At 39.7% G+C, this 25,040-nt stretch carries 26 protein-coding genes, 1 tRNA gene and 1 pseudogene; 8 read left to right on the top strand and 20 right to left on the bottom strand.

Annotation, left to right across the window (positions count from 1 at the left end):
- Positions 1-54: 54 nt before the first annotated feature.
- The 3 genes from PWP39_RS02415 to PWP39_RS02405 are packed head-to-tail and all read right to left on the bottom strand — an operon-like array spanning position 55 to position 1,510.
- Positions 55-618: a winged helix-turn-helix domain-containing protein gene (locus PWP39_RS02415; protein ID WP_011011347.1), complete on the bottom strand. Its 564-nt coding sequence runs from the start codon at positions 616-618 to the stop codon at positions 55-57.
- Complete coding sequence (locus PWP39_RS02410) at positions 618-923, bottom strand: DUF211 domain-containing protein (RefSeq protein ID WP_011011346.1); 306 nt, start codon at positions 921-923, stop codon at positions 618-620. The genes PWP39_RS02415 and PWP39_RS02410 overlap by 1 nt, the downstream gene beginning before the upstream one ends.
- 8 nt (positions 924-931) lie before the next feature.
- On the bottom strand, positions 932-1,510 hold the full coding sequence (locus PWP39_RS02405) for a winged helix-turn-helix domain-containing protein (RefSeq protein WP_288072356.1): 579 nt from the start codon (positions 1,508-1,510) through the stop codon (positions 932-934).
- 69 nt (positions 1,511-1,579) lie between these two features.
- Here PWP39_RS02405 and PWP39_RS02400 point away from each other — a divergent pair, with 69 nt between their 5' ends.
- Complete coding sequence (locus PWP39_RS02400) at positions 1,580-3,220, top strand: ArnT family glycosyltransferase (RefSeq protein WP_223208993.1); 1,641 nt, start codon at positions 1,580-1,582, stop codon at positions 3,218-3,220.
- A 454-nt stretch (positions 3,221-3,674) separates the two neighbouring features.
- Here PWP39_RS02400 and PWP39_RS02395 read toward each other — a convergent pair.
- Positions 3,675-3,751 (bottom strand) — tRNA-Arg (locus PWP39_RS02395).
- A gap of 28 nt (positions 3,752-3,779) precedes the next feature.
- A pseudogene (locus tag PWP39_RS02390) lies at positions 3,780-4,261 on the bottom strand (GNAT family N-acetyltransferase).
- A gap of 49 nt (positions 4,262-4,310) precedes the next feature.
- Here PWP39_RS02390 and PWP39_RS02385 point away from each other — a divergent pair.
- Positions 4,311-4,925 carry an HD domain-containing protein gene (locus PWP39_RS02385; RefSeq protein ID WP_011011338.1) on the top strand — a complete coding sequence of 205 codons (615 nt, stop codon included), beginning with the start codon at positions 4,311-4,313 and terminating at the stop codon, positions 4,923-4,925.
- On the opposite strand, the gene PWP39_RS02380 is transcribed toward PWP39_RS02385, so the two are convergent.
- From PWP39_RS02380 to hxlAB, 5 genes are all read right to left on the bottom strand, one after another.
- The gene (locus PWP39_RS02380; protein WP_011011337.1) at positions 4,918-5,706 is read right to left on the bottom strand and encodes a glutamate cyclase domain-containing protein; all 789 of its coding nucleotides are present in this window, start codon (positions 5,704-5,706) and stop codon (positions 4,918-4,920) included. The two genes, PWP39_RS02385 and PWP39_RS02380, sit on opposite strands and share 8 nt — an antisense overlap.
- Positions 5,703-5,885 carry a hypothetical protein gene (locus tag PWP39_RS02375; RefSeq protein WP_011011336.1) on the bottom strand — a complete coding sequence of 61 codons (183 nt, stop codon included), beginning with the start codon at positions 5,883-5,885 and terminating at the stop codon, positions 5,703-5,705. The genes PWP39_RS02380 and PWP39_RS02375 overlap by 4 nt, the downstream gene beginning before the upstream one ends.
- On the bottom strand, positions 5,869-6,528 hold the full coding sequence (locus PWP39_RS02370; RefSeq protein WP_011011335.1) for a TIGR02253 family HAD-type hydrolase: 660 nt from the start codon (positions 6,526-6,528) through the stop codon (positions 5,869-5,871). Before PWP39_RS02370 ends, PWP39_RS02375 begins: the two co-directional genes overlap by 17 nt.
- Positions 6,522-7,211: an FtsZ/tubulin family protein gene (locus PWP39_RS02365; RefSeq protein ID WP_011011334.1), complete on the bottom strand. Its 690-nt coding sequence runs from the start codon at positions 7,209-7,211 to the stop codon at positions 6,522-6,524. Before PWP39_RS02365 ends, PWP39_RS02370 begins: the two co-directional genes overlap by 7 nt.
- Positions 7,212-7,301: 90 nt before the next feature.
- A complete protein-coding gene (gene hxlAB, locus PWP39_RS02360; RefSeq protein ID WP_288072351.1) occupies positions 7,302-8,522 on the bottom strand; it encodes a bifunctional 3-hexulose-6-phosphate synthase/6-phospho-3-hexuloisomerase in 1,221 nt (406 codons plus the stop codon).
- 77 nt (positions 8,523-8,599) lie between these two features.
- Between hxlAB and PWP39_RS02355 the strand changes: the two genes are divergently transcribed.
- Positions 8,600-9,055: a 6-pyruvoyl trahydropterin synthase family protein gene (locus tag PWP39_RS02355; protein WP_011011332.1), complete on the top strand. Its 456-nt coding sequence runs from the start codon at positions 8,600-8,602 to the stop codon at positions 9,053-9,055.
- On the opposite strand, the gene PWP39_RS02350 is transcribed toward PWP39_RS02355, so the two are convergent.
- Positions 9,030-9,221, bottom strand: coding sequence for a 30S ribosomal protein S27e (locus PWP39_RS02350; RefSeq protein ID WP_011011331.1), 192 nt, complete (start codon positions 9,219-9,221; stop codon positions 9,030-9,032). The genes PWP39_RS02355 and PWP39_RS02350 overlap by 26 nt on opposite strands.
- Before the next feature lie 4 nt (positions 9,222-9,225).
- The gene (locus PWP39_RS02345; RefSeq protein WP_011011330.1) at positions 9,226-9,510 is read right to left on the bottom strand and encodes a 50S ribosomal protein L44e; all 285 of its coding nucleotides are present in this window, start codon (positions 9,508-9,510) and stop codon (positions 9,226-9,228) included.
- Positions 9,511-9,635: 125 nt separating this feature from the next.
- Between PWP39_RS02345 and PWP39_RS02340 the strand changes: the two genes are divergently transcribed.
- The 3 genes from PWP39_RS02340 to PWP39_RS02330 are packed head-to-tail and all read left to right on the top strand — an operon-like array spanning position 9,636 to position 12,313.
- On the top strand, positions 9,636-10,208 hold the full coding sequence (locus PWP39_RS02340; protein WP_011011329.1) for a Maf family nucleotide pyrophosphatase: 573 nt from the start codon (positions 9,636-9,638) through the stop codon (positions 10,206-10,208).
- A gap of 34 nt (positions 10,209-10,242) precedes the next feature.
- On the top strand, positions 10,243-11,535 hold the full coding sequence (eno, locus tag PWP39_RS02335) for a phosphopyruvate hydratase (RefSeq protein ID WP_011011328.1): 1,293 nt from the start codon (positions 10,243-10,245) through the stop codon (positions 11,533-11,535).
- A gap of 37 nt (positions 11,536-11,572) precedes the next feature.
- Positions 11,573-12,313 (top strand): n-type ATP pyrophosphatase, encoded by a 741-nt coding sequence (locus PWP39_RS02330; RefSeq protein ID WP_011011327.1) that lies wholly within the window; start codon positions 11,573-11,575, stop codon positions 12,311-12,313.
- Here PWP39_RS02330 and PWP39_RS02325 read toward each other — a convergent pair.
- Positions 12,310-13,122, bottom strand: coding sequence for an MBL fold metallo-hydrolase (locus PWP39_RS02325; RefSeq protein WP_011011326.1), 813 nt, complete (start codon positions 13,120-13,122; stop codon positions 12,310-12,312). The genes PWP39_RS02330 and PWP39_RS02325 overlap by 4 nt on opposite strands.
- 100 nt (positions 13,123-13,222) lie before the next feature.
- Here PWP39_RS02325 and PWP39_RS02320 point away from each other — a divergent pair, with 100 nt between their 5' ends.
- On the top strand, positions 13,223-15,550 hold the full coding sequence (locus PWP39_RS02320) for a DNA polymerase (protein WP_011011325.1): 2,328 nt from the start codon (positions 13,223-13,225) through the stop codon (positions 15,548-15,550).
- Here PWP39_RS02320 and PWP39_RS02315 read toward each other — a convergent pair.
- Positions 15,537-16,151 (bottom strand): METTL5 family protein, encoded by a 615-nt coding sequence (locus PWP39_RS02315; protein WP_011011324.1) that lies wholly within the window; start codon positions 16,149-16,151, stop codon positions 15,537-15,539. The two genes, PWP39_RS02320 and PWP39_RS02315, sit on opposite strands and share 14 nt — an antisense overlap.
- 143 nt (positions 16,152-16,294) lie before the next feature.
- On the opposite strand from PWP39_RS02315, the gene PWP39_RS02310 reads away from it, so the two are divergent.
- Positions 16,295-17,899, top strand: coding sequence for a B12-binding domain-containing radical SAM protein (locus PWP39_RS02310; RefSeq protein WP_288072332.1), 1,605 nt, complete (start codon positions 16,295-16,297; stop codon positions 17,897-17,899).
- Here the strand turns inward: PWP39_RS02310 and lysX are convergent.
- The 6 genes from lysX to PWP39_RS02280 form a co-directional block, all read right to left on the bottom strand.
- A complete protein-coding gene (lysX, locus tag PWP39_RS02305) occupies positions 17,896-18,717 on the bottom strand; it encodes a lysine biosynthesis protein LysX (protein ID WP_014835083.1) in 822 nt (273 codons plus the stop codon). The genes PWP39_RS02310 and lysX overlap by 4 nt on opposite strands.
- Positions 18,686-20,065 (bottom strand): argininosuccinate lyase, encoded by a 1,380-nt coding sequence (argH, locus tag PWP39_RS02300; RefSeq protein ID WP_011011321.1) that lies wholly within the window; start codon positions 20,063-20,065, stop codon positions 18,686-18,688. The genes lysX and argH overlap by 32 nt, the downstream gene beginning before the upstream one ends.
- A 13-nt stretch (positions 20,066-20,078) precedes the next feature.
- Positions 20,079-21,311, bottom strand: coding sequence for an argininosuccinate synthase (locus tag PWP39_RS02295; RefSeq protein WP_011011320.1), 1,233 nt, complete (start codon positions 21,309-21,311; stop codon positions 20,079-20,081).
- Positions 21,312-21,400: 89 nt separating this feature from the next.
- Positions 21,401-22,228, bottom strand: coding sequence for a GltB/FmdC/FwdC-like GXGXG domain-containing protein (locus tag PWP39_RS02290; RefSeq protein ID WP_011011319.1), 828 nt, complete (start codon positions 22,226-22,228; stop codon positions 21,401-21,403).
- Positions 22,225-23,733: a glutamate synthase-related protein gene (locus PWP39_RS02285; RefSeq protein ID WP_011011318.1), complete on the bottom strand. Its 1,509-nt coding sequence runs from the start codon at positions 23,731-23,733 to the stop codon at positions 22,225-22,227. Before PWP39_RS02285 ends, PWP39_RS02290 begins: the two co-directional genes overlap by 4 nt.
- Positions 23,730-24,839: a class II glutamine amidotransferase gene (locus PWP39_RS02280; protein WP_011011317.1), complete on the bottom strand. Its 1,110-nt coding sequence runs from the start codon at positions 24,837-24,839 to the stop codon at positions 23,730-23,732. The genes PWP39_RS02285 and PWP39_RS02280 overlap by 4 nt, the downstream gene beginning before the upstream one ends.
- Positions 24,840-25,040: the final 201 nt, after the last annotated feature.

Below are 25,040 nucleotides of genomic sequence, written 5' to 3'. Positions count from 1 at the left end.
CATCACCCTAAAATTTCCCAGAATCTTTACATATATAAAGGTTTCCAAGTTGGATTAAATATCCAACAGCTCTCTAAGAAGCTTCGCCTTCTCTACGTGTTTTGGAGAGTATAGGAAAACTATGAAGTTTAAAAGATGGATGAAGGTAACTTCATCTATATTTAAAGAAGATAGCTTGCTGATAATTTCCTCTGACTCCGAATCTATGGAGGTAAAAACTTCCTCTAAGATTTCCACAAACTTATTCCTGTCTTTAATTTTAATTCCACTCTCTTCAAGCGCTTTCGCCAGTTTTTCTGAACTCTGCATGAAATATGCTTTTTTAAACCGCTCCATCTCCTCCCCCAATCCAGATCCAATCCTTACCAAAAATATCAAGGCTGTCCTTCCATAAACTGTTTCATTTCCAATTTTTTCTACTTCCTCTACAAGACCTGCTTCCTCTAAAGCCTTTATGTGCCTATAAATGGTCGATTTATCCTTCCCAATAACCCTAGAGATTTCAGAGACTGTCATCGGATGGTACCTTAGAAGCTCAAGTATCTTAACTCTAGTTGGATCAGAGAGAGCCTTAATCTGCTTGGGATCAGAAATTATCATTACATCCTTTCTACACATTAGTACTCCTCCAACTTATCTTGAGGAGTTTCCCCCTCTTCAATTATCCTTTTACCAGCGGCGACCATGTCAATACTGTGCACAACTCCTCCAAATTCTTCTATCGTTCTAACTATCTCTTCATAATTCAAATTGTCTCCTACTATTGTGACTTTAACGTTCTCAGTCTCCTTGTCAATCTCAACCAAAGTTATGTTAACTCCATCAACACCCTCTAACTCACTCAGCCCCAGTGCTAACTCAGTAACTAGGGGCTGGTGAGGTTTTAAAACGTCCAACACTAGCAACCTTATTCCTTTGCCCATTTCTCCTCTCACCTTTTCAAAATTTGACCAAGCTTTTTAACTAGTTCGATGTACTCCTCATCCTGAGCAAGCCTTGCCATTGCAAGCCATTCGATTGCATGGATAATATCCTCGTTTGAAAATTCTTTTAAAGAATCTTCGACATTCTCTATTTCCTTAGAGATTTCAACCTTTACCTCATGCTCCTTTTCAAGAATTCTGTCCATGACATTCAAGAGCTCTTCTTCATCAAACTTATAGCCGAGCTTTTTGAATATATCGAGCTTTGTTTTTAATCTTGAACGGGCTAAGTACCTTAGCTCCTCATCTCCCATGTATAGGTTTATGTAAAACACGTCTGCAGTCCTTCCATAGTACTTCTCCACTAAATTACCTTTCATTTCTGTTCTCTTCACTTCAACTAATCCAGCTTCCTTGAGCTTTTCAATATGGTGGTAAATAGTCTGTGGCGTTTTTCCCAGGATTTCGCTGAGCTGTGAAATCGTCATTTCCCTGTTCCTCAACAGCTGGAGAATTTTTCTCCTAGTATCTTCTAGCATTACTTTTATAACCTCAGGATCAGTTATTACCTTGACCCTTTTAGTCATTCCATTACACCCTCCATATTTTAACGTTCTGATTAAAGTTTACAAAGAAAGTTAAAACTTTTTCTATGAATGCCTCAAATAGGGACAAGAATGAAGGAGGGGACTGAAAAAATTATCAGTATCTACCTTATCCTCATTGCAATGCTTATTACACTTCCATATTTCCTAACAAGGAAAACCCTTCCTGGGTACATTATAGGAGGAGACACACTTGTTCATGCAGCAATTGCTAGGGGGATATACCTCGGTAGGAATCCCTTTCTAGATCAGACATACAATGTGTATCCAAGCTGGTACCCATTTCTATACCACTTAATAGTTGCAGTTACTTCCAAAGTCTTTCAAATTTCAATAGAAGGGGCTATGCTATTGCTGCAAGCAACGCTTGCAATACTTGGATGTATCGTCTTCTTTTATGTTGCGAAAAATCTCTGGGGAAGCACTGCTGGTATAATGGCAATGGCATTTTCATTAATGTTTTTGCCCTTTCACCGTTATCCAAACCCAAAAGAACTAATACCTATCTTTGGAGCTCTTTTTATATTGTACTTCGTAAAAGAGAGGTGGGTACTTTCTGGCATTATCTTAGGACTTGGGCTCTGGTCTCACTACGCTTCAATGTTTCCACTTTTTGTTCTACCTTTAACAGTTTACATTTTTACAAGAAGAAAGGAAGTTATAACTCCTCTCTTAATATCAACCATAGTTTTCCTCCCATTTGCAATTAACATAATTTCCCATGCGGATCACATTATTCCAAAAGTTGAGGATATATACGCCTTCTGGAAAACAGACACCCTAGAAAAGAAACTTCTAAGCTTACTTCCCCCTATTTACTTGGTCCCATTTCTGCTGCTTTCCCTATATAAATTCTATAAGCGCAGGGATTATGAAGGCACAGTATTGTTTTTATCTGTAGTGACGATATGGGGCTTGAGATTGCTTCCCGAATCATTAAAACCATTTGGAATACAAATATGGTCCACAAGGTTTACCGTTCCTCTCCCTACAATATATCTCCTCTTAAGTGCCTACGGAATTTCAGAAATTAAAATTACCTCAAAAGACATAAAGACAATTTTCCTTGGAATACTCTTATTCCTAATTCCAATAGCCTCAGCACTAAATTTTTGGGAAGCCATTAAAAGAGATCCATTTATATGGGTTTCTGAATTTGAACTCAAGGAATACTTCCCAGAAGAACACTTTATCGAAGTTTCAGAGTGGATAAAAGCAAATACGGAGAGAGATAATCTTATTGCGACCAGTGAAGAAGCTGGAATGATGATTAATGCCTTAACAGGACGACCAATCATGGCAACTCTTTACGGTCATGGTAACACATTTTTAGACAATGAAATTCGGCGCAAAGACTTAGAACTACTGTTTACTGCAGATTGCAAAGAAAAAGCAAAAATAATCTCCAAATACAAAATTAAATACATTGTTCTTGATACTTTTGTATACAAGCGATGGGAAGTAAAAGACATGTCCTGCATTGCTGAGCCAGTATATAAAGTTGAAAATGTGACTATTTTGAGAGTAAACTTAAATATTACATACACCAATAAAGGGGAAATCAGGATGAATAAAAAGTTATTTTGGCTCCTATTGATTGCCTTTGTCGTAAATTTTTCAGTTATTTATGGAAGGAAAAATCCCTGTTGGAGGAAATGGAGGAGATACGATAATTCACATGGCCATGATTAGAGGAATTTACCTTGGCAGGAATCCATTCCTAGATCAGCATTACAATGTCCCTCCAAACTGGTACCCTTTTTTTGTATCACGCGTTAATAGCCCTTTTGGCAAGAATAACTCACCTCTCAATTTGGAACCTAATGATCTGAACCTCTCTCGTCTTCGCACTGCTAATGGTTTTTGCATGGTATAAGCTCGGGGAAGAACTAGATGAGAAATATGGGGGACTTCTGCTAGGTTCAGTGTCCTTCTTATTATTAAAATCTCAACTGTTCCCAAATCCCAAGGAGCTCATTCCAATTCAAGAGAAAGGAAATCATCGAAAAATACAACTTGAAGTATTTAATTTTAGATCCCTACACTAAAAAGAGCTTCAACGCCACAGTCGAAGATTTTGAAAATGATTTTATAATAGTGTTCCAATGGGAAGAATTCTATATCTTGAAAATAGAGCAAAAGTAGTTGGCGGGCCCGCCGGGATTCGAACCCGGGACCTCCGGCTTAGAAGGCCGGCGCCCTATCCTGCTAGGCTACGGGCCCGCATCCGAAAATGGGTTATTAGATGGATTTATAAATTTTGTCTTCGTCTCACCATCCTAACCCATATCCCCTTCTTACCAACTGGTACAAACCCAAACTTTTCATAGAGTTTCATCGCCCCAAAATTCTTCTCCCCTACCCAAAGCTCAATTGTGTCACTACACTTCTCCAAGAAGTCGAGACATGTCATCAAAAGCTTCTTTCCAATCCCTTTTCCCTGCCACTCTTTAGCAATTACAAACTCATGGATTGCCCCCACAATCTTACCCTCAAATCTGCTATACCAATCACAGTCACACACTATGAAGCCCACTATTTTATCACCAACCTTTGCAACAAAAAACCATCTTGAGCCCTTCTCCAGCACCACTGAATGTATTCTCTAGCGTAATCTTCGCCCTCTCCTCCATATTCTTCTAGTCCCTTATATCCGCTCATATAAACGTCAATTAGTTCCCTCAATGTTTTCTCGTCAAGATTTTTAAGCTTCTCAATTTTAACCTCAACCATCAGAGAAATCTCCTGACTCATATTTAAAATAATATCGGAGGGAATCAATGTGAACAAAAGGTGCGAAGAAGTGTTAAGAAGGTATTTTGCTGAAGTTCCCTTTATCATAGAAAAGGCCTGTGAACTTGCAGAATCAATGCTAGGAGAAGGTAGCCACGGACTATCACATACGATAAGAGTTCTAGATTTAGCCCTCCAAATTGGAAGAGTGGAGGGAGCAAATCTAGAAGTTTTAGCCCTGGCAGCTATCCTTCATGATATAGCTAGGCCGCTGGAGGACAAGGGGAGGATAAAAGATCATGCTCAGGAGGGAGCAAGAATTGTTCGTAGTTTTCTCTCAAAGCTTAGGTATCCACACGTTGATGAAGTTGCCCATGCAATTGAAGCTCATCGGTTTTCAACTAATATAGAGCCAAGGACTCTCGAGGCAAAGATTCTGAGCGATGCTGACAAAATAGACGCCCTAGGAGCCATTGGGATTGCCCGTGTATTTATGTATGCTGGAGAAAAAGGGAGATCTATAGAAGATTCAATAAAACACTTCGAAGAGAAAATACTAAGGCTTAAGGATTTAATGTACACTGAGACTGGGAAAAGGATTGCCCAGGAAAGGCACAAAATTGTAGAAGAGTTTGTAAATATACTAAAGAAAGAACTCATTTAATTTTAATCTCAATAAGGGCATTCAAAAGCTCCATGAATTTTTTATGAAAGGATAGTGGAATGCCATCCACACTTAACTCTCGCCTTTTTGTTATCCCATCAATAAGGCCCTCATTTACGAGTGCCTTAACAACCTCCTCCTCGTCAAATTCTCTTAGGAGGTTTCTTCCTTCCATAATCGAAAGAGCTGCAACCAAACCATAAGCCCCCCAGTTCGACACTCCTGCCACTATTAGCTCTGTAGTCTTTACTACAGAATAATATTTCCCAGATAATTCCAAGTTCCCCATCCCAATCTCATTTCCACCATCGCCGATTCCGATTGTCGGTATTCCCAACTTATTACCTTCAATGAAGAGGGAATCGTAAGGTCTAACATTAACTTCTAAACCAGAAAAGGAGTAGTATTTGCCCTCTTTATTCCTCCCAGGGGTCTCAATGCTTATTAAAAGAGAATAGTTTAGGTCTTTAGGAAATTCTGTTATTATATTTTTGTAAAAAGATTTTAGGGCATCTTTCACAATGTCCTCTGTTAGAATTATTGCCTTGCCCCCTACTTCCTCTATGGCAAGAGCCAAAGCTAGAGCCCCTGGAGGACCATCAGTTTCAGGAATCATTAAAGGAGGGATAGGAAAAGCGGAAACTATCAATACTTTCTCCTTATTTTTCTCAATCAAACTTAATGCATTGTCAAAATAGTTAGGATTGTTATGCTTGAGCTTCAAATAGAAATTGGAAACTCCTCTATTTCCAACATCGGTGGCAATGAGGTGCTCTATCATTTATCTTCAACCTCATATACCACTATTTTTACTTTCTTACCTTTAATGGCCTCTTTTAATTCCCACCACAGCCTTGTAGGGTTTTCTTCCCTATGAATTAACACATCATCTCTAGCTGTCTTCACAACTTTCTCCTTATAGTTGACAAATATGCCCTCCTTTTCAAATATCTTTTTCATTTTCAGCCACCTCCACAACTCTAATTAGTTCCTTCATTTCATAGATTTCAAAGTCGGGTAAATTAAAACCTTTCTCCCTTCCCCTATTTATCCAAACGGTCTTAAATCCGAGGGCCTTGGCCCCCAGTATGTCATTTTCCAAACTATCCCCAACCATCAAGCTTTCAGTAGGCTTTGCTCTAACTCTTTCCAATCCTGCAAGAAAAATTTTAGGGCTTGGCTTCACTGCCTTAACATCATCCCTCGTTATTATGACATCAAAGAACTTATCTATATCCGTAACCTTGAGCTTGAGAAGCTGGTAGTGAGGGCCACTTGTAATTATTCCCAGCTTGTATTTACCGGAAAGTTCTTTAAGAACTTCCCTCACTCCTGGGTAAAGTTCTATTTTCTCTGGATACTTTCTAATGAAGTCCTCATAACGAAGAGGTAGATTAAAGTAAGAGAAGAAGAAATTCCAATCATACCATTCATAAGTCCCCTTCCTTTTTTCAATCTCTCCTAAAAATATTTCTCTTGCCTCTTTCTTAGACACGCCCAGCTTTTTTGCTAGCATTTCATAAACTTGAGGCAACATTAACTTTACAAGGGGCCATTCCGTCAGCAATGTTCCATCAATATCAAAGAATATTACCCTCACCATTTTCTCACCAGTAGCGCAAGTACTTCAATATTTTTAGCCCGATTGTCCGACATTATCCCCCAAATTATATCCTTCTCTTTTAATACTTCCTGAAACTTCTTAAGAATTGAAATTACATCCTCCAAGGGCATATCATTTCCAGCTAGAATAGTTATAAGGCCTCTCTCCCAAATGCCCCAGTGCCAATCAAAATTTATACTATTTAAACTCCTCAAAATCCCCACATTTCCCCCTCTTATAATGTTAAGAAAGTCGGCATAATCCACGTTAACAAGCATTTGATTATCGAGATAGTAATAGAGCCTAGATATCATGCCTCCTATTGTAGACGCAGCCTTGTTATAGGCCTCCCACAGAGGTTTTTTCTCATCGAGAAAATCCCAGAGAGAGTCGTAAAAGACTGTCTCAAACTCATTAGACCATTCCGGCTTTTCTTCAAAAACTAATTCTTTCCCAGGTGTTAGAAGATAAGCAATTTTAAGAGCTTTCGAAGGAAGTATATCAAGTAAAATTTCCAGAATCTCAAGATCTACTTTTCGATTTTCTAAAATTGTCCAGATGTGAGAATCACTATCTAAAGTAGAGAACATGTCCTTTAACTTCTTTATAAATAAAGAGCGAGCAACAACATAACTAGTTGGGTTTATATAGAAACGTTTCCCCTGTTCATCACCTATAGACATAACTATCTTATTAGGGGCTCCCCCAATACCAATGTATATTCTTTTTATAGTCCCACCTCCAGTAAAATGGGGAAAATTGGGAATAGGAAACTACTCGAGAGTAGCGTGCTTCCTTTTCATATCTTTCTCCGTCTTTTGGAATGTGGCCATTAGCAAGGCTATTACGCCATCGAGAAATACCATGGTAGAGTCCTCAAATAGAGTTCCCATTGGAGCAGTCCACTTGTATTGGGTGAGCATTTGACGAGCTATGTAATCTGTTGGAACATCAGTCTTAGTTCTTCCTGGGATCTCAACTACGACATCGGCCAATTTTCCAAGTGTTGAGTCCCTATAAGATGTTATTGCCACTACCTTTCCTCCTTGCTGCTTAGCAATCTCAGCGGCATCTACGATAGTCTTAGTTTCACCTGAACCACTAATAGCAATCAACAGGTCTCCTTCTTCAAATGCAGGCGTTATTGTTTCTCCAACTACATAGACGTTGAAGTCGAGGTGCATCAGTCTCATTGCAAAGGCTTTGCCTACAAGGCCACTTCTTCCAGCTCCATATATGAAGATCTTGTTGGCCCCAATCATTGCATCAACTAATCCCCTAACCTCTTCCAATTTTAGCTTATCTGCAACTTCGTTTATGTGTTCAGTTATATCTTTCATGGCCTTTTTTATTGTCCTCATGTATTCATCCCAGAATAGATCTATAATTTTCCTAGTAACCTCTTCTGGATCCTTAGCCTTTGTAATTGCACTTCCAACTACTATTATTGTGGCCCCTAGCTCTATTACCTTCGGAATTGTCTCGAGATTTAACCCACCAGCCACGGCCACTGGAATCTTAACAGCTTTGACCACTTTTTCTAAATCCTCAAGTGGGCTCTTTCCCTGGGCCTGCTCATCTATTCCCGTGTGAACGAGAATATAATGAACCCCCATCTCTTCGAGTTCCTTTGCTCTCTTTACTTTGTCTTTCACTCCGATTAAGTCTACCATTACTTTTATACCATATTTTCTTGCAACAGCTAAGGCGTCTTTTATTGTTTTATCATCTGCAACTCCAAGAATTGAAACTATATCAGCACCATACCTCGCCGCCATCTCAACTTCTAGGGCTCCAGTATCCATGGTCTTTAGATCTGCTACAATTTTCCTGTCTGGGAATCTCCTTTTCATTAGTTCTACCGCACGCATTCCTTCTTTCTTAATTAAGGGAGTCCCGACTTCTAACCAGTGAGCGCCACCACGTGCAGCTTTCTCTGCTATAGAAATAGCCTGCTCAATGTCTGTTAAATCAAGTGCAACTTGGAGTATCATAACACACACCCGTTTTTGTTTTAGAGGGTGCTCTTTTAAAGTTTTTATATTTGTAGTATTATCAGAGGGGGATAAATATGAAAATAAAGAGAAAAATTTACTGGACCAAAGAATTTGATAGTAGCCATCTACTGGACTTGCCATATGAAAGCAAGTGCAAGAGAATTCATGGGCATACCTACAGGATTGAAATTGAGATTTATGGGGATATTAACGAGCAAGGGATGATCTTTGATTTCAATCATTTAAGCGATCTTATAAAAGAGTTAGATCACAAGATTATAGTTAGCAAAAATTGGATAGAGGAAAGAGAAGAATTTATAGTCGTTAAGAAAAACCAAAAAACACTTGAGATTCCCAGGAGTGAAGTAGTTGTGATAGATAAACCAAATGTTACTGCAGAATATCTAGCAGAATGGTTTGTAGAGAAAATATTAGAGAAAGCAGACAAAAACATTTATGAAATAAAGGTTAGGGTTTGGGAAGACCCGAGAAGTTATGCGGAGGTCACTCTAGAACTTCAAGGATCTTAGCTTTTACAATTCCCTTTCCACCTGTTGGCTCAACAAGAGTTGCTCCGCAAATTAGGCATCTTACTTTAGTTGCTGGATGGCTAAATACTATCTGCTCATTTCCACAGTCAATGCACTTCACTCTTAGAAATCTTGATCTTGGCATTGGAATTATTGGCTTAGCCATTCGCTCATCCCTCCACTAGCTCAAACTTCTTTACTCTAAATCCTCTTCCTCTAGTGTGAGCTTTTCCACACTCAGTGCATCTGAATCTCAAGTCTAGCTTTTTAACTGGCTTTTCTCTGCCCTCTGGCTTGGGCCTTGGGAATCCTCCATAACCCTTAAGTATCCTCCTGAACCTTCTCTGACCTGCACTAAGCTCACTCCTCGGCCTCTTTTTTACTCTTTCTACCTTGTGGATTGTGTGTTTCTTACAAAACGGGCAATAAGTCCTTATTTGCTTTGGATACTTCATTTTCATCCCTCCTACAGGGCCCGGTGGGCTCCTATCCGGACACCCCCGAGCCATGCTTGATGATCGGTTTTGCATTGGTTTGTGGAGATCGAATATTTAAAAATCTTTAGTTGGACTTTTCCACCATGAAGAAAATAATCCTCGCTTCATCAAGCCCCAGAAGAAGGGAGATTTTAAGCAGGTTCTTTGACATAATAGTCCACCCCAGCAATGTTAATGAGGATAAAATAAAAGAAAAAGACCCCACAGAAACCGCGATTAAGATAGCTAAAGCGAAAGCATTTGATTTAGCAGTGAAGTTTCCTACCGATACAATCATAGCTGCAGATACAATAGTAACACTTAACGGAAAAATCCTAGGAAAGCCCAAAGATTCTGAAGAAGCAAGAAAAATGCTAAAACAATTAAGTGGAAAAACTCACGAAGTCGTGACTGGATATTGTATAATATCTGGTGATAAAATTATTGAAGGAGCAGAAATCACCAAGGTCAAATTTAGAGAACTTTCAGATGATCTTATTGAGTGGTACATATCAACCCAAGAATGGAGAGATAAAGCAGGAGGGTATGGTATTCAAGGATTCGGTGCAATCTTGGTTGAACATATTGAGGGAGATTATTACAACGTAGTGGGACTTCCAATAATCGTAATTATTAAACTTATTGAGCTTGGTCATAAACTCAAGAGAATATTTTAAATAACGTCTCCCTTATCATCTCTGGTGATTAACAATGGAGAACCCTTATGAAATTGTTGGTGTAGTGGCAAGAGAAATACTAGACAGCAGGGGAAATCCAACAGTAGAAGTTGACGTTTATACACATGTTGGTATGGGCAGAGCCGCTGTCCCAAGTGGAGCTTCTACAGGAACTCATGAGGCCCTAGAGCTTAGGGATGGCGGAAAGAGGTATCATGGAAAAGGAGTTAGAAGGGCAGTGGAAAACGTCAACAAAATAATTGCTCCTGAGCTTATAGGAATGGACGTTAGATGGCAGAGAGAAATAGATGCTCTTCTCTTAGAGCTTGATGGAACAGAAAACAAGAGCAACGTGGGTGCAAATGCCATTTTGGCAGTCTCTCTTGCCGTTGCAAAGGCCGCTGCGAACTCCCTTGAACTACCACTCTATCAATACTTGGGAGGAGTAAACGCTTACGTTCTCCCAGTCCCACTTAGCAACGTTATAAACGGAGGAGTTCACGCAGGAAATGACTTAGACTTCCAAGAATTTATGATAATGCCAATTGGGGCAGATTCCTTCAGAGAGGCAATTAGATGGGTATCAGAGACCTACCACGTCCTTAAGAAAGTCATTATGGAGAAGTACGGAAAGAATGCCGTAAACGTTGGAGATGAGGGAGGATTTGCACCTCCAATGAAGGAAGTTACCGAACCCCTAGATGTGCTTATTAAGGCAATAGAAGAAGCTGGATATAAACCCGGAGACGAGATTGCATTGGCCTTAGACGTTGCATCAAGCGAACTCTTCAACGAGGAGACTGGAAAATACGTAGTTGGTGGGAAAGAATACGACAGAGGAGAGCTTCTCGAACTTTACAAAGACCTAACATCGACATATCCAATTGTCTCAATTGAAGACCCATTCCACGAAGAAGACTGGGAAGGATTCGTGATGATAACTAAAGAACTTGGGCACAAGGTTCAAATTGTTGGTGATGACCTCTTCGTCACAAATCCAAAGAGACTAAGAAAAGGAATTGAACTTGGAGCTGCAAACGCACTCCTGCTCAAAGTGAACCAGATAGGGACGTTGAGTGAGGCCATGGATGCCGCATTTACAGCATTCAGAGCAGGATATGGGGTAATAGTCTCCCACAGGTCCGGAGAAACGGAAGATGCTACCATTGCCGACTTAGCAGTAGCATTAAATGCTGGTCAAATAAAAACGGGGGCCCCAGCCAGAAGCGACAGAAATGCCAAGTACAACCAGCTAATTAGAATTGAGGAAGAGCTTGAAGGTGTTGCAGTCTACGCTGGGAAGAGGTTTAGGAAGGTCTTCTTCTGAGCATTAACCTTTTTAATTTTCTCACTATTTCTTAACCATGCTCAAAAAAGCTGAAAAGTTTGAGAAGATCTTTAGGCTTGAAAGTAGCTTAAGAGCTTTAGAGAGGGTAAGAGACTTTCTTTCCCAGGAGAGCTATGAAAGGTTGAGAGAACTTGTTCTAATAAGATTAAAGGGAATAAAAATTGAGGAGAAAGAATTAAACTCGAAAGTTGCAGTAGCATTTTCTGGAGGGAGTGACAGCTCAGCAACTTATAAAATCCTAGCTTGGGCAGGTTTCAAGGTATACCCAATTACAGCAAAGTTACCCCAAATGAGAGATGAAGTCCTAAAAAGATTAGAAAGTGGAGGAGCTATTTTTGTTGAAATTCCAGAATATATGGAAGTGATGGAAGATTTAATAAGAAAGAGAACTGCAATTTGTGGAAGATGTCACTCAATGGTCATGAGAGCAGTAGAAGAAAGAGCAAGAGAGTTGGGAGCCGAAATTGTGGCAAGTGGGGACATGCTAACGGTGGGAAGTGGGTCAATATACGAGAAAGATGGAATCGTCATCCTTAATTTACCTGCCTTTTTGGCTCTTGACAAGAAAGAACTCTTAGAGATACTTGGATGGAAGAAATATGAGCTAAAATATGGTTGTCCCCTCTGGAAGGAAGCTGCCAAGAGAGCTCCAGTCTTGAAGAAGTTTGGTCTCCAAAGAGTTCTAAGAGAGCTTAGGGGAGGGGCACTGCCAAAAGAATTTGCGAAGGAATTAATAATAGATATTTTAAGGGCCTAAACAAACCTCGCAGGCCTTAAGGTCTTAACGCTAATTTCTTTTCCAATACTTACCTTAAATCCTTCCTTCGCTACATATGTTTTAACTCCTGTTAAGTTTTGAATAAACTGAGCCTCTTTGTAAGGCCCTGCAAAGTGCATCTTCATTCCAGCATGGGTCATGATGAAAACTTCCGGCTTCTGCTTCATTGATTTAAGTAGATAAACTGCATCTTCAGAGGATAAGTGGAAAGGAATTCTCATGTCCCTTGGCCTTGTGACCGCTGCTATTATAACTCTTGCTCCATCATGCCACTTTACCAACTCCTCAAAGTACTCAGTATCTGGGATGTAGGAGATGTCACCATAAGAAGTCTTTAACCTAAAGCCTATCGTAGTTGGATCACTGTGAAGTGAAGGAGTTATTATCATTTCATCCTCCCCAATTTTGAACCTATCCCCAGGATTTGGAGCATGAACTTCCTCTAAAGCATCTAAGTGATACTTGCTTAGGGCAGGGGTGTGGTTTTCATCACCATGAACAACGCTCTTTGACCCAATTAAAGTTCCCCTCTTCTTTGTAACTCCATATGTCATACCCTCAACAAGAACTTCTGCATCATTGCAGTGATCCGTATGCCTATGGGAGATAAAGAGAACATCAACTTTCCGTGGATCTATCTTGTATCTCCACATTCTAACCAATGCCCCTGGTCCTGGGTCCACATATATGTTCTTACTCGCCTTTATGAAGAATCCCCCAGTCGCTCTAACCTGGGTTATAGTGACAAATCTTCCTCCACCACCGCCCAAGAAGGTTATTTCTATCAACTCTACACCTCCCCTATTTTCTCTCTTATGAGATTTTTAAGTATAGTTATAGAGAAGGTTTTATACTCCAAACTGAGTTAGTAGATATGTGGGGAGCATAATGATTTTAGATGTGGATTACATAACTGAAGAAGGAAAACCTGTTATTAGGCTATTCAAAAAAGAGAACGGAAAATTTAAGATAGAGCATGATAGAACTTTTAGACCATACATTTACGCTCTTCTCAGGGATGATTCAAAGATTGAAGAAGTTAAGAAAATAACGGGGGAAAGGCATGGAAAGATTGTGAGAATTGTTGATGTAGAGAAGGTTGAGAAAAAGTTTCTCGGCAAGCCTATTACCGTGTGGAAACTTTATTTGGAACATCCCCAAGATGTTCCCACTATTAGAGAAAAAGTTAGAGAACATCCAGCAGTTGTGGACATCTTCGAATACGATATTCCATTTGCAAAGAGATACCTCATCGACAAAGGCCTAATACCAATGGAGGGGGAAGAAGAGCTAAAGATTCTTGCCTTCGATATAGAAACCCTCTATCACGAAGGAGAAGAGTTTGGAAAAGGCCCAATTATAATGATTAGTTATGCAGATGAAAATGAAGCAAAGGTGATTACTTGGAAAAACATAGATCTTCCATACGTTGAGGTTGTATCAAGCGAGAGAGAGATGATAAAGAGATTTCTCAGGATTATCAGGGAGAAGGATCCTGACATTATAGTTACTTATAATGGAGACTCATTCGACTTCCCATATTTAGCGAAAAGGGCAGAAAAACTTGGGATTAAATTAACCATTGGAAGAGATGGAAGCGAGCCCAAGATGCAGAGAATAGGCGATATGACGGCTGTAGAAGTCAAGGGAAGAATACATTTCGACTTGTATCATGTAATAACAAGGACAATAAATCTCCCAACATACACACTAGAGGCTGTATATGAAGCAATTTTTGGAAAGCCAAAGGAGAAGGTATACGCCGACGAGATAGCAAAAGCCTGGGAAAGTGGAGAGAACCTTGAGAGAGTTGCCAAATACTCGATGGAAGATGCAAAGGCAACTTATGAACTCGGGAAAGAATTCCTTCCAATGGAAATTCAGCTTTCAAGATTAGTTGGACAACCTTTATGGGATGTTTCAAGGTCAAGCACAGGGAACCTTGTAGAGTGGTTCTTACTTAGGAAAGCCTACGAAAGAAACGAAGTAGCTCCAAACAAGCCAAGTGAAGAGGAGTATCAAAGAAGGCTCAGGGAGAGCTACACAGGTGGATTCGTTAAAGAGCCAGAAAAGGGGTTGTGGGAAAACATAGTATACCTAGATTTTAGAGCCCTATATCCCTCGATTATAATTACCCACAATGTTTCTCCCGATACTCTAAATCTTGAGGGATGCAAGAACTATGATATCGCTCCTCAAGTAGGCCACAAGTTCTGCAAGGACATCCCTGGTTTTATACCAAGTCTCTTGGGACATTTGTTAGAGGAAAGACAAAAGATTAAGACAAAAATGAAGGAAACTCAAGATCCTATAGAAAAAATACTCCTTGACTATAGACAAAAAGCGATAAAACTCTTAGCAAATTCTTTCTACGGATATTATGGCTATGCAAAAGCAAGATGGTACTGTAAGGAGTGTGCTGAGAGCGTTACTGCCTGGGGAAGAAAGTACATCGAGTTAGTATGGAAGGAGCTCGAAGAAAAGTTTGGATTTAAAGTCCTCTACATTGACACTGATGGTCTCTATGCAACTATCCCAGGAGGAGAAAGTGAGGAAATAAAGAAAAAGGCTCTAGAATTTGTAAAATACATAAATTCAAAGCTCCCTGGACTGCTAGAGCTTGAATATGAAGGGTTTTATAAGAGGGGATTCTTCGTTACGAAGAAGAGGTATGCAGTAATAGATGAAGAAGGAAAAGTCATTACTCGTGGTTTAGAGATAGTTAGGAGAGATTGGAGTGAAATTGCAAAAGAAACTCAAGCTAGAGTTTTGGAGACAATACTAAAACACGGAGATGTTGAAGAAGCTGTGAGAATAGTAAAAGAAGTAATACAAAAGCTTGCCAATTATGAAATTCCACCAGAGAAGCTCGCAATATATGAGCAGATAACAAGACCATTACATGAGTATAAGGCGATAGGTCCTCACGTAGCTGTTGCAAAGAAACTAGCTGCTAAAGGAGTTAAAATAAAGCCAGGAATGGTAATTGGATACATAGTACTTAGAGGCGATGGTCCAATTAGCAATAGGGCAATTCTAGCTGAGGAATACGATCCCAAAAAGCACAAGTATGACGCAGAATATTACATTGAGAACCAGGTTCTTCCAGCGGTACTTAGGATATTGGAGGGATTTGGATACAGAAAGGAAGACCTCAGATACCAAAAGACAAGACAAGTCGGCCTAACTTCCTGGCTTAACATTAAAAAATCCTAGAAAAGCGATAGATATCAACTTTTATTCTTTCTAACCTTTTTCTATGAAAGAAGAACTGAGCAGGAATTACCAGTTCTTCCGTTATTTTATGGGTAATTAAAAACCCATGCTCTTGGGAGAATCTTCGAATAAAATCCCTAACTTCAGGCTTTGCTAAGTGAATAGAATAAACAACATCACTCACTTCAAACGCCTTCGTTAGAAATGGTCTATCTGCATGCTTTCTCTGGCTGCCAAAGGGAGGATTCATAACAACAGTATCAACATTCTCAGAGAATTGAGAAACATCTGAAACTTTGACTTCTACAACATTTCTAACTTTGAACTCTTCAAGATTTTCTAAAAGAATTTTAACGGCCTCCTCGTCAATTTCGACAGCGTAGATCTTTTTTGCTCCAAGCAGAGCCGCACCAATGGATAACACCCCTGTTCCCGCACCCAAGTCCGCTACAATTTTTTCCTTGATATCTCCTAATGTATAAGCAAGCCAAAGGAGAGTAGATGCTACCTTTCCGGGAGTTTTGTATTGCTCTAGCCAAGGTTTGGGATTTTTGAATCCTTTAACTCTGGAAAGTATAATTTCAAGCTCCTTCTTCTTCATGACAGATGAAAAATTGTTTTGTCTCTTTTTAACTTTTACAGAAATAACTGTCTCAAATTATGACAACTCTTGACATTTTTACTTCATTACCAGCGTAATGTTTTTAAGTATGAAATTTTTCTTTCATAGAGGAGGTAATAACGATGGCAAAGATTGTGCTAACAACTGATGAAACGTTAACGAGCACATACAGAAACGTTCCTCTCCTCGATTTCCTTGGTTGTGCTCCATATGATAAGCTTCCAAAGTGGGTGTTCAGACTTTTAGACACTCAAATACCTGACGACAATGGTGTGCTCACTCAAGCCCCATATGGGTTGAGAAAAGTAGAAGCGGCACTACTCAGATGCTTCCCCAGGAATGAGGTTGTTGTAGCTCATCCCAGAAAGATTGAGATGTTCTTGGACAAAGACACAGAAATAGTGGGACTTTATGAAATGGATCCTCTAGGCCTAGGACCCGTTAGCATGATGTTCACTAATGGGGGACAGTGGAGGAACTATACATCAGTTAAGTTCAGGGAGCTAATCGGTAAGATAAACGAAATTAGAGAGAAGAAAAAGTTAGACTTCAAAATCGTTGTTGGTGGACCTGGAGCATGGCAATTAGAAATGAGGAGGGAAGAGAGAGAAAAGCTAAAGATAGATCATGTAGTAATTGGGGAAGTTGAGCATGTTATATGTGATTTAGTTAATAAGATTATGGAAGGAGAAGCAGAAGACACTATTTTCGTTAAGGGTTGGCCAAAAGTAGAGGAAATTCCAACTATAGTTGCTCCTTCGTACAAAGGGCTGGTAGAAGTTATGAGAGGATGCGGTAGAGGCTGCAGGTTCTGTGAGCCAAACTTAAGAGTGGCAAGATTCATTCCTATTGAAAACATAGAAAAAGAAATTCAAATTAACATAAACGCTGGAATTGATCATGCCTGGCTCCACAGTGAGGACATCTTTCTCTACAAAGTTGAGGACAGGAAAAACTTTTATCCGAATGCTGATGCTGTAATCGAACTTTTTGAAATGGCGAGGAAATATACAAAAAACGTAAATCCAACTCACGGAACAGCTTCAGGAGCTTTAGCAGTCCCAGGAATGATCGAGGAGATCTCGAGAATTGTCGAGGCAAGTGACACCCATTGGATTGGAATTCAAGTAGGAATGGAAACAGCTGATCCAGAGATAATTGGAAAATTAATGAACAACAAAATGAAGCCATTCTCTCCAGAAGAGTGGCCCTGGGTATTATTAAATGCCACTTATGTATTTAACAAAAACTATTGGTTCCCAGCATACACAACAATTCTCGGTCTCCCAGGAGATAATGACGATGCTGAAATAATGACAGCCAGACTCATCATAACCATGGAGAAGGAGCTAGAAGAAAAGCTTGGAAACAGGGCTCACTTCACAGTTACCCCTCTCGCATTTGTCCCAATGGGAGTACTAAAAGGAGAGGAATTCTATAGGGTTGAAGACATGATTACTTATGGACAGTTCCTTCACCTATACTACGCATGGAAACACATGGCTAGAGAAATAGTTAAGGGACTACCAAAGGTTATGAAAGGTTCTTTATTCCTAATTCCGTTTTACCCACTAGCAAGATTGGGTGTAAGGGTCGTGCTTAGGCAGATAGAGAAGTGGGGGAAAAAGAGAGGATTCGAAGTTAAAAAGCTCGAGCCTCTCGACATTAGAATTGAAGTAGAGGAGCACAAATGGACAACAAGGCCAATACTTGCCGAGGCATACTAACTCTTTGCATAGTTAACTGCATACTCAACTAACTTCCCAGGAATATCAGCATTCGTCGTTTCGTAAGCTAGCTTAAATTCCATGATTGGGTTAACTTCATTCACCAACAATCCCTCAGGACTTTCAAATATGTCTATCGCCAAAGCCCCTTCACCAAAAGCTTCCCAGGCTTTAACTGCTATATCCATAACTTCTTCATCATTACAGGGTTCTGCCTTTGCTCCTCTTGCAGCATTTGTAATCCAGTGATCAGAATACCTGTATATAGCGGTTATAAACTCTCCTCCTATTACAATTGCTCTAATGTCCCTTCCAGGTTTTTCGACATATTTCTGGATGTAGTATATCTTGTAGAGAGGATTCCCCATCCACTCCCTATGCTCAAATATTCCTTCTGCAGAGAATTCATCTTGAATTTTCGCCACTAATCTTCCCCAGCTACCAAAGACTGGTTTAACAACAACAGGATATCCAAGCTCTTTTGTTGCCCTTATTGCGGAGTCTTTATCAAAAGCCACGGCCCACCTGGGAACTGGAACCTTCTTTTCCAACCTTAAGGTTGCCAGCAACTTATCTCCAGCCTCATAAATTACCCAGTGCGGATTAACAACTGGAACACCTGCTTCTTCAAATAACTTTGAAATATAGAGAGCTTTGAAATGGCTTATATCTCTTATTATAACAACATCAACATCGTATCTACCTGGGAAGACAACTTCTCTATCATTTATCATTACAACTTCCCCAAATTCTTTAGCCTTATTCTTCAACATAAGCTCCTCTTTTCTAAGGATTGTAAACGTTATCCCTATTTTCATTCTGCCTCAACTCCTCAAGCTTTTTCTCATCTTTTTCAACGTTCTTTTTCGCTTTTTCTAAGAATTCAAGAACATCTTCAGGATTCGGCGAACCAACAACAGGCTTCTTTATTCCCTCTTCAAGGGAGATTGAGATGCCATATTTCGAAGACAGCTCAGAATATATTTTTTCCGTGCTCTCATGTTCCCCAATTATCGAGGCAACTTCCATGTATACCTCCCTATAGGGCCTTCCAGTGTTCATTGCAATTTTTTCTGCATAATCTGTGGCTAAAATTGGAAAGATGTCACAGTCCTTTTTCATGTTTTCTTTATTAACTTCAACCCTTTTCATTGCATCAACAAAGATTTTGAGGGTTTTTATAGTCCCGCTGAATAATGCAAAAGCGTGCTTATTTACTTCTTGCATATCCAAGTTATATCCACTAGGCAAGGCTTTTAATATGCTCATCATAGCCACTAAATGACCAATAGCCTCGCCTGCCCATGCCCTAGCAACCTCCATAGTTACTGGGTTCTTCTTTTGAGGCATCATACTACTTGTCGAAAGATGCTCATTAGGAAGCTTTATGTAGCCAAAGTTTGGAGTTGAGAATATTACGAAATCTTCCGCTATCCTTGATAGAGCAATGGAGATAAGAACACTTAGAAAGCATGAATATAGTAAAAATGTCCTGCTACTGGTTGCATAGAGAGAATTAGTGATAATATCGGAAAATAGAATTCCACCCATATACCCCCTATCTAACAGAACCGAAGTTCCCCCAATGGCTCCAGCTCCCAAGGAGGATTTGTCTACAATCCCCAATCCACTAAACAAGATCTTTGTGATATCTTCTAGTTCTTCTATTATGGCTGAGAGATAGTGAGCAAAAGTTGAGGGTTGAGCTGGTTGAAGGTGAGTGAAGAGTGGCATAAGTGTATAAACGTTTTCCTCCGCCTTCTTAATTAAGGCCTTCCTAAGCTCTAAAATTAAGCCAATTTCCTCCACAAGAGCCTTCTTTGCTTTTAGCCTTAAAGCGCATACCACATGGTCATTCCTGCTCCTTCCCAGGGGCAGGTATCCTCCCGTTTTTCCTAGCTTTTCCTTGAGGTAAATCTCTATGGCTTCATGAATATCTTCTGCTTCGATTGAAAATAAAGCTTCTTTTGAAGCTCTCAACTCCTCCAATGCCTTTAGAATTTTCTCTCCTTCTTCTTCGGGAATTAATTTTGAATGAATTAAACCTTTAACGTGGGCAATAAGGCACTCTATAACCTCCTCAACAATCTCCCTATCCTCCTCCATGGAAGAAATGTAAGAGAGAATGTCAAGCCTAGTAGACCCTAACAAGGCCTTTCTGTACATATTTCCCACCATGTCACTCCAAAGTCTTTATTGCCTCTTTAATTTCCGAAATATTTGAGGTGGAGTGGACTCCATGAAGCATATTATAAGCTAGAACACTCTGCATTCCAAAGAGCTCTATGAATCCCTTTGCAAGCTTCTGATCAAATGTGCTGAACTTTTCATAAGTTGCCATCTTTACATCGTAGAGGGCATTGTCCGATTTCCTTCCAACGACAATTGCATTTCCTTTCCACAGCTTGACTGTAACTTCGCCGTTGACAGCCTTTTCAGCTTCATCTATGAACCCTTCTAAGGCTAACCTAAGTGGTTCATACCATAGGCCATTATATACAAGCCAAGACCACTTAGAGTCCACTATACTCTTGAATTCTATAACCCACTTTGTTAAAGTTAACTTTTCTAAGTCCTGATGAGCCTTTATTAGAGTAACAGCCGCAGGGGCTTCATAAACCTCCCTGCTCTTAATCCCAACACTCCTATCCTCAATATGGTCAATCCTTCCAACCCCATGCTTACCAGCGATTTCGTTGAGCTTTAGAATTAGCTCGAGAAGCTTCATTTTTTCCCCATTAAGTGAAACTGGAACTCCATTTTCAAAGCCAATAGTCACATATTCTGGTTTGTCTGGAGCTTTTTCTATAGATACTGTCCATTCAAAGACCTCTTCTGGAGGTTCTATTGATGGATCTTCAAGTACCCCACCTTCAATGCTCCTTCCCCAGATGTTTTCATCTATGCTATATATCTTGTCACTTACAGGAATTCCATGCTTCTTTGCATACTCCATTTCCCAATCCCTTGTAAGGTTCCACTCAGCTACTGGCTGGAGAATTTCAGCCTCAGGCATCAAGGCCTTAATTCCTAGGTTAAAGCGCACCTGATCATTTCCCTTTCCTGTACAACCATGAGCTATTATTCCAGCCCCCTCCTTCTTTGCAACCTCAACTAACTTTTCTACTATAAGAGGCCTAGCTAGGGCCGTTGAAAGAGGATACGCATTTTCGTAAAGAGCATTTGCTTTTATAGCTTTACAAACATAGTTCTCGGCGAATTCCTCCTTGGCATCTATGTAGTAGTGCTTCACGGCACCAAACTTGTAGGCCTTCTCTTCTATTTTTTCGAAGTCATCCTTCTGCCCAACATCAACAGTAACAGTTATTACTTCAGCTCCCAGCTTTTCCTGCATTAGTTTTAGTATCACCGAAGTATCCAATCCACCTGAATAAGCCAACACTATTCTCACATTTATCACCAAGTGGATCCATTAAGAACAGTCTTTTAATTGTTTTGTAATTAATGTTTCAAGAAATTAAAAATTAGTTGCAAATGAAACTAATCTCCAGAATACAAATTTCCATAGGGCCTCTTGCTTTTCGGAACGATGAGGGTAAAGCTATCTCCAAGTATTTCATCTTGTTCACAACCAAAGATGTTACAGAATTCAGTAACGTATTTTTCCAATATTTCTAAGTCCTCATCAGTTATTTCTCCAAAAGTAACTTCCTTTGCTAGCTGATGTTTTTCAACCTTTCCCCTTATGTATATTTTCCCTCCATGCATTCCTGTCCCAATGTACCTCATTCTATGCTTCTCTACTCCCAACCCTAACACTATTACTCTTCCACCAGCCATATATTCTCCCAAGAAATCCTGAGCTGTTTTTCCAATGACAATTGTTGGAATCTTGTCTTCATATCCTTTCATGTGTATCGCAGCCCTGTACCCAACTTCATCCCTGACAAATATTTCTCCTCCTCTCATGCCCAATCCCAAAACGTCTCCAGCCCTCCCATGAATTATTATTCTTCCACTATCCATTGTATTCCCAACGCCATCCTGGGCATTACCATACACTATTATTTCATGTTTAGCTAAAAATGCTCCCAAATCATTCCCAGGGAACCCATGTATGAGTATTCTTAGCCTAAATTCATTTAAGCTTACTCTAGTCCCAATGAACCTCTGTCCATAAACGTTTTTTAATACTATCTCCTTAATCCCACTAATTGCACACTCTCTTATCAAGTCGTTAATTTCTTTATGGTTCAATCCTTTTGCATCAATAGTTGCTCTTTCTCCTTCAACCTTTACCTGTCTTTTAAGAACCTCTATAGGTCTAACTCCAAATATATAAGGGTTCAAAACTTCGGCCGTGCTCATTCTCCCGCCCCCTTAATTCCTAATACTTCAAGCTCCCATTTCTCCAACCCAATTCCTCTTAGATGTTCCCTATTTCCTCTCAAACTTTCTATGGCATTTATGCCCATAGCCCCAAGCATTTCTTTTATTTCCAAACTCCAGGCCTTCAAAAGATTAATTAGTCTCTTTGAGGCCTCATTTGGATCCAATCTTCTCGAAAGAATAGGATCTTGAGTTGTTATTCCCCAAGGACATTTCCCCGTATAGCACTTCTGACACATTGTACATCCGATTGCAATCAAAGCTGCAGTTCCAATGTACACTGCATCCGCTCCAAGTGCTATAGCTTTGACAACGTCGGCAGCGTTTCTAATTCCCCCAGAAACTATTAACGATACCCTATTCCTAATTCCTTCCTCTCTCAATCTCCTATCCACGGAAGCTAAGGCCAGCTCAATTGGTATCCCAACGTTGTCTCTAATTCTCTTTGGTGCCGCCCCAGTGCCTCCTCTAAATCCATCTATAACTATCGCATCAGCTCCAGCCCTTGCTATTCCACTTGCTATTGCTGCTATATTGTGAACTGCAGCAACTTTAACAAATACCGGCTTTTCATAATTTGTTGCTTCTTTTATTGCGTGTATCAACGTAGCTAAGTCTTCAATTGAGTATATATCATGATGGGGAGCTGGAGATATTGCATCAGTCCCAGGAGGTATCATACGTGTTCTAGCTATTCCTTCTGTAACTTTTTCCCCAGGAAGATGACCACCTATTCCTGGCTTTGCTCCCTGGCCAATTTTTATCTCAATTGCTGCAGCCGAATTTAGGTAATCAGGATCAACCCCAAACCTTCCACTTGCAACTTGAACTATTGCATGATCACCATATTTCCTCCTAAGCTCCCTGGGCAAACCACCTTCTCCTGTACTAAACATAGTTCCAAATTCCTTAGCAGCCATAGCTATTGCAAGAAAAGCGTTGTAGCTTAAAGCACCGTAGCTCATGCCTGCAAACATAATTGGAACCTCTATTTCTATGTTAGGAGGAATTTCTGTTTTTATCTCGATATTTTCTAAATCCACTTCTAATTTTTCTGGCTTGCCCCCAATAAACGTTCTGAGTTCAATAGGTTCTCTTAGCGGATCTATAGGAGGATTGGTAACTTGAGAAGCATTAAGAAGTATGTGGTCAAAATAGACTTTGTAAGGTTTATCATTACCTGTCCCAGTTAATAAAACTCCTCCTCCCTCAGCCTGTCTCTTTATATCAGATATAACCTCTCTATTCCAATACGCATTGGGTTTATAAGAGCCCGGATAAGGTCTCACAATTAAAGCATCTGTGGGACAGAACACAACGCATCTTTGACAACCAACACACTTTGTATAGTCAATTGTAATATCACTTTTATCAGCATTCCATTTGTAAACTCCAAAGGGGCATTGGTATATACACGCACCACACTTTATACACCTCTTGTCATCTCTTTCAACCAGAAATTCTGGGAGAACATGGGTTCTCATTGGCTCTCCCCCACAAATTTTTTAATGTCTTCCTCTAGCTTACCTACTACTAGTTCACCTCCATAGGGAGTGTAAATCCTGTCAACATCTCTAAACAGATACCTTATCGGGGCTTCTTCTGAAGAGATTATCAAAAAGCTCTTTTTCTCAGCCACAGTAAGAGGCCTAAGTCTAATCCTGTCGGTAAGTCCTATCATTTCCCCGTGCCTCGCTACTATTATCGCCCAGGGGCCATTGAGAAGTATAGGAGAATATACCATTCTAAGTGCCTTGTAGAATTTTTTCTCTTTCTCTGGCATTCTATCGATTTCTTCCCACATTGGAGGAGCTAAGATTTTAGAAACAACTTCAATAGGAAGGCCTTGCCTCCTAACTAGGAGATCAAAGATATAAGTTATGACCTCCGTATCAGTTTGCAAAGTGCTGTAATAACCATACATTTCTAAATATCTCTTGTTAGTTCCATAAGAGCTAATTTCTCCATTGTGAACTACACTCCAATCCAATATGCTAAATGGGTGAGCCCCACCCCACCATCCGGGAGTATTAGTGGGAAAACGAGTATGAGCTGTCCAAATATATCCCTTATATTCTTCGATCATGAAATAATCGGCTATATCTTCGGGAAATCCAACTCCCTTAAAAACTCCCATGTTTTTCCCTGATGATATTACATAAACCCCAGGAATCGCCCTGTTTATGTACATAACCTTTTTGACAACAAAATCATCATCGTTGAGGACTTTTTCAGTTCCCTTCTTTCTAGGAGCTACAAAATATCTCATAAATTTAGGAGGATCAATTACTTTTGCCTTATCATTTACAGGAATTTCATCAACGTATACAATATCAAAGTTCGTAGAGAGAAATTTTTCCAATTTCTCTCTCCCATCTTTGTCATAAATCATTACATGAAAAGCATAATACTCCTTGAACTTTTTATACAATCCATAAACAGCAAAACCAGCTCCCAACCCATTTCCCCTAACTTTCATCTGAGACATGGCCTCTATAACCAACTTGCCATTAAACCTTCTCCCTTTCCTATCCATAATTCCAAATATTCCACAGGCGGAGATGTCCTTTTCATCTCTATATTTGAGCATCTAGAAATCCCCTCCCCCTTACCTTGTCCCAACTCACTAATGCATACATACGTGCTTTTATGTTTTTCTATATAATGTTGAAATATTTTAGGAAAATTACACTTTTATTCATACATATACATTGAGCAAATATATGTTCATCTATATCGAAAATTTTTAGAAAAAATCATCATAATTTCAAAAAATTTTCTATATACTTAG

The sequence above is a fragment of the Pyrococcus sp. genome (assembly GCF_030153625.1).
GTDB lineage: Archaea > Methanobacteriota_B > Thermococci > Thermococcales > Thermococcaceae > Pyrococcus > Pyrococcus furiosus.
The sequence above is the reverse complement of the archived record's forward strand: the minus strand, read 5'-3'. Positions and strand labels throughout refer to the sequence as shown.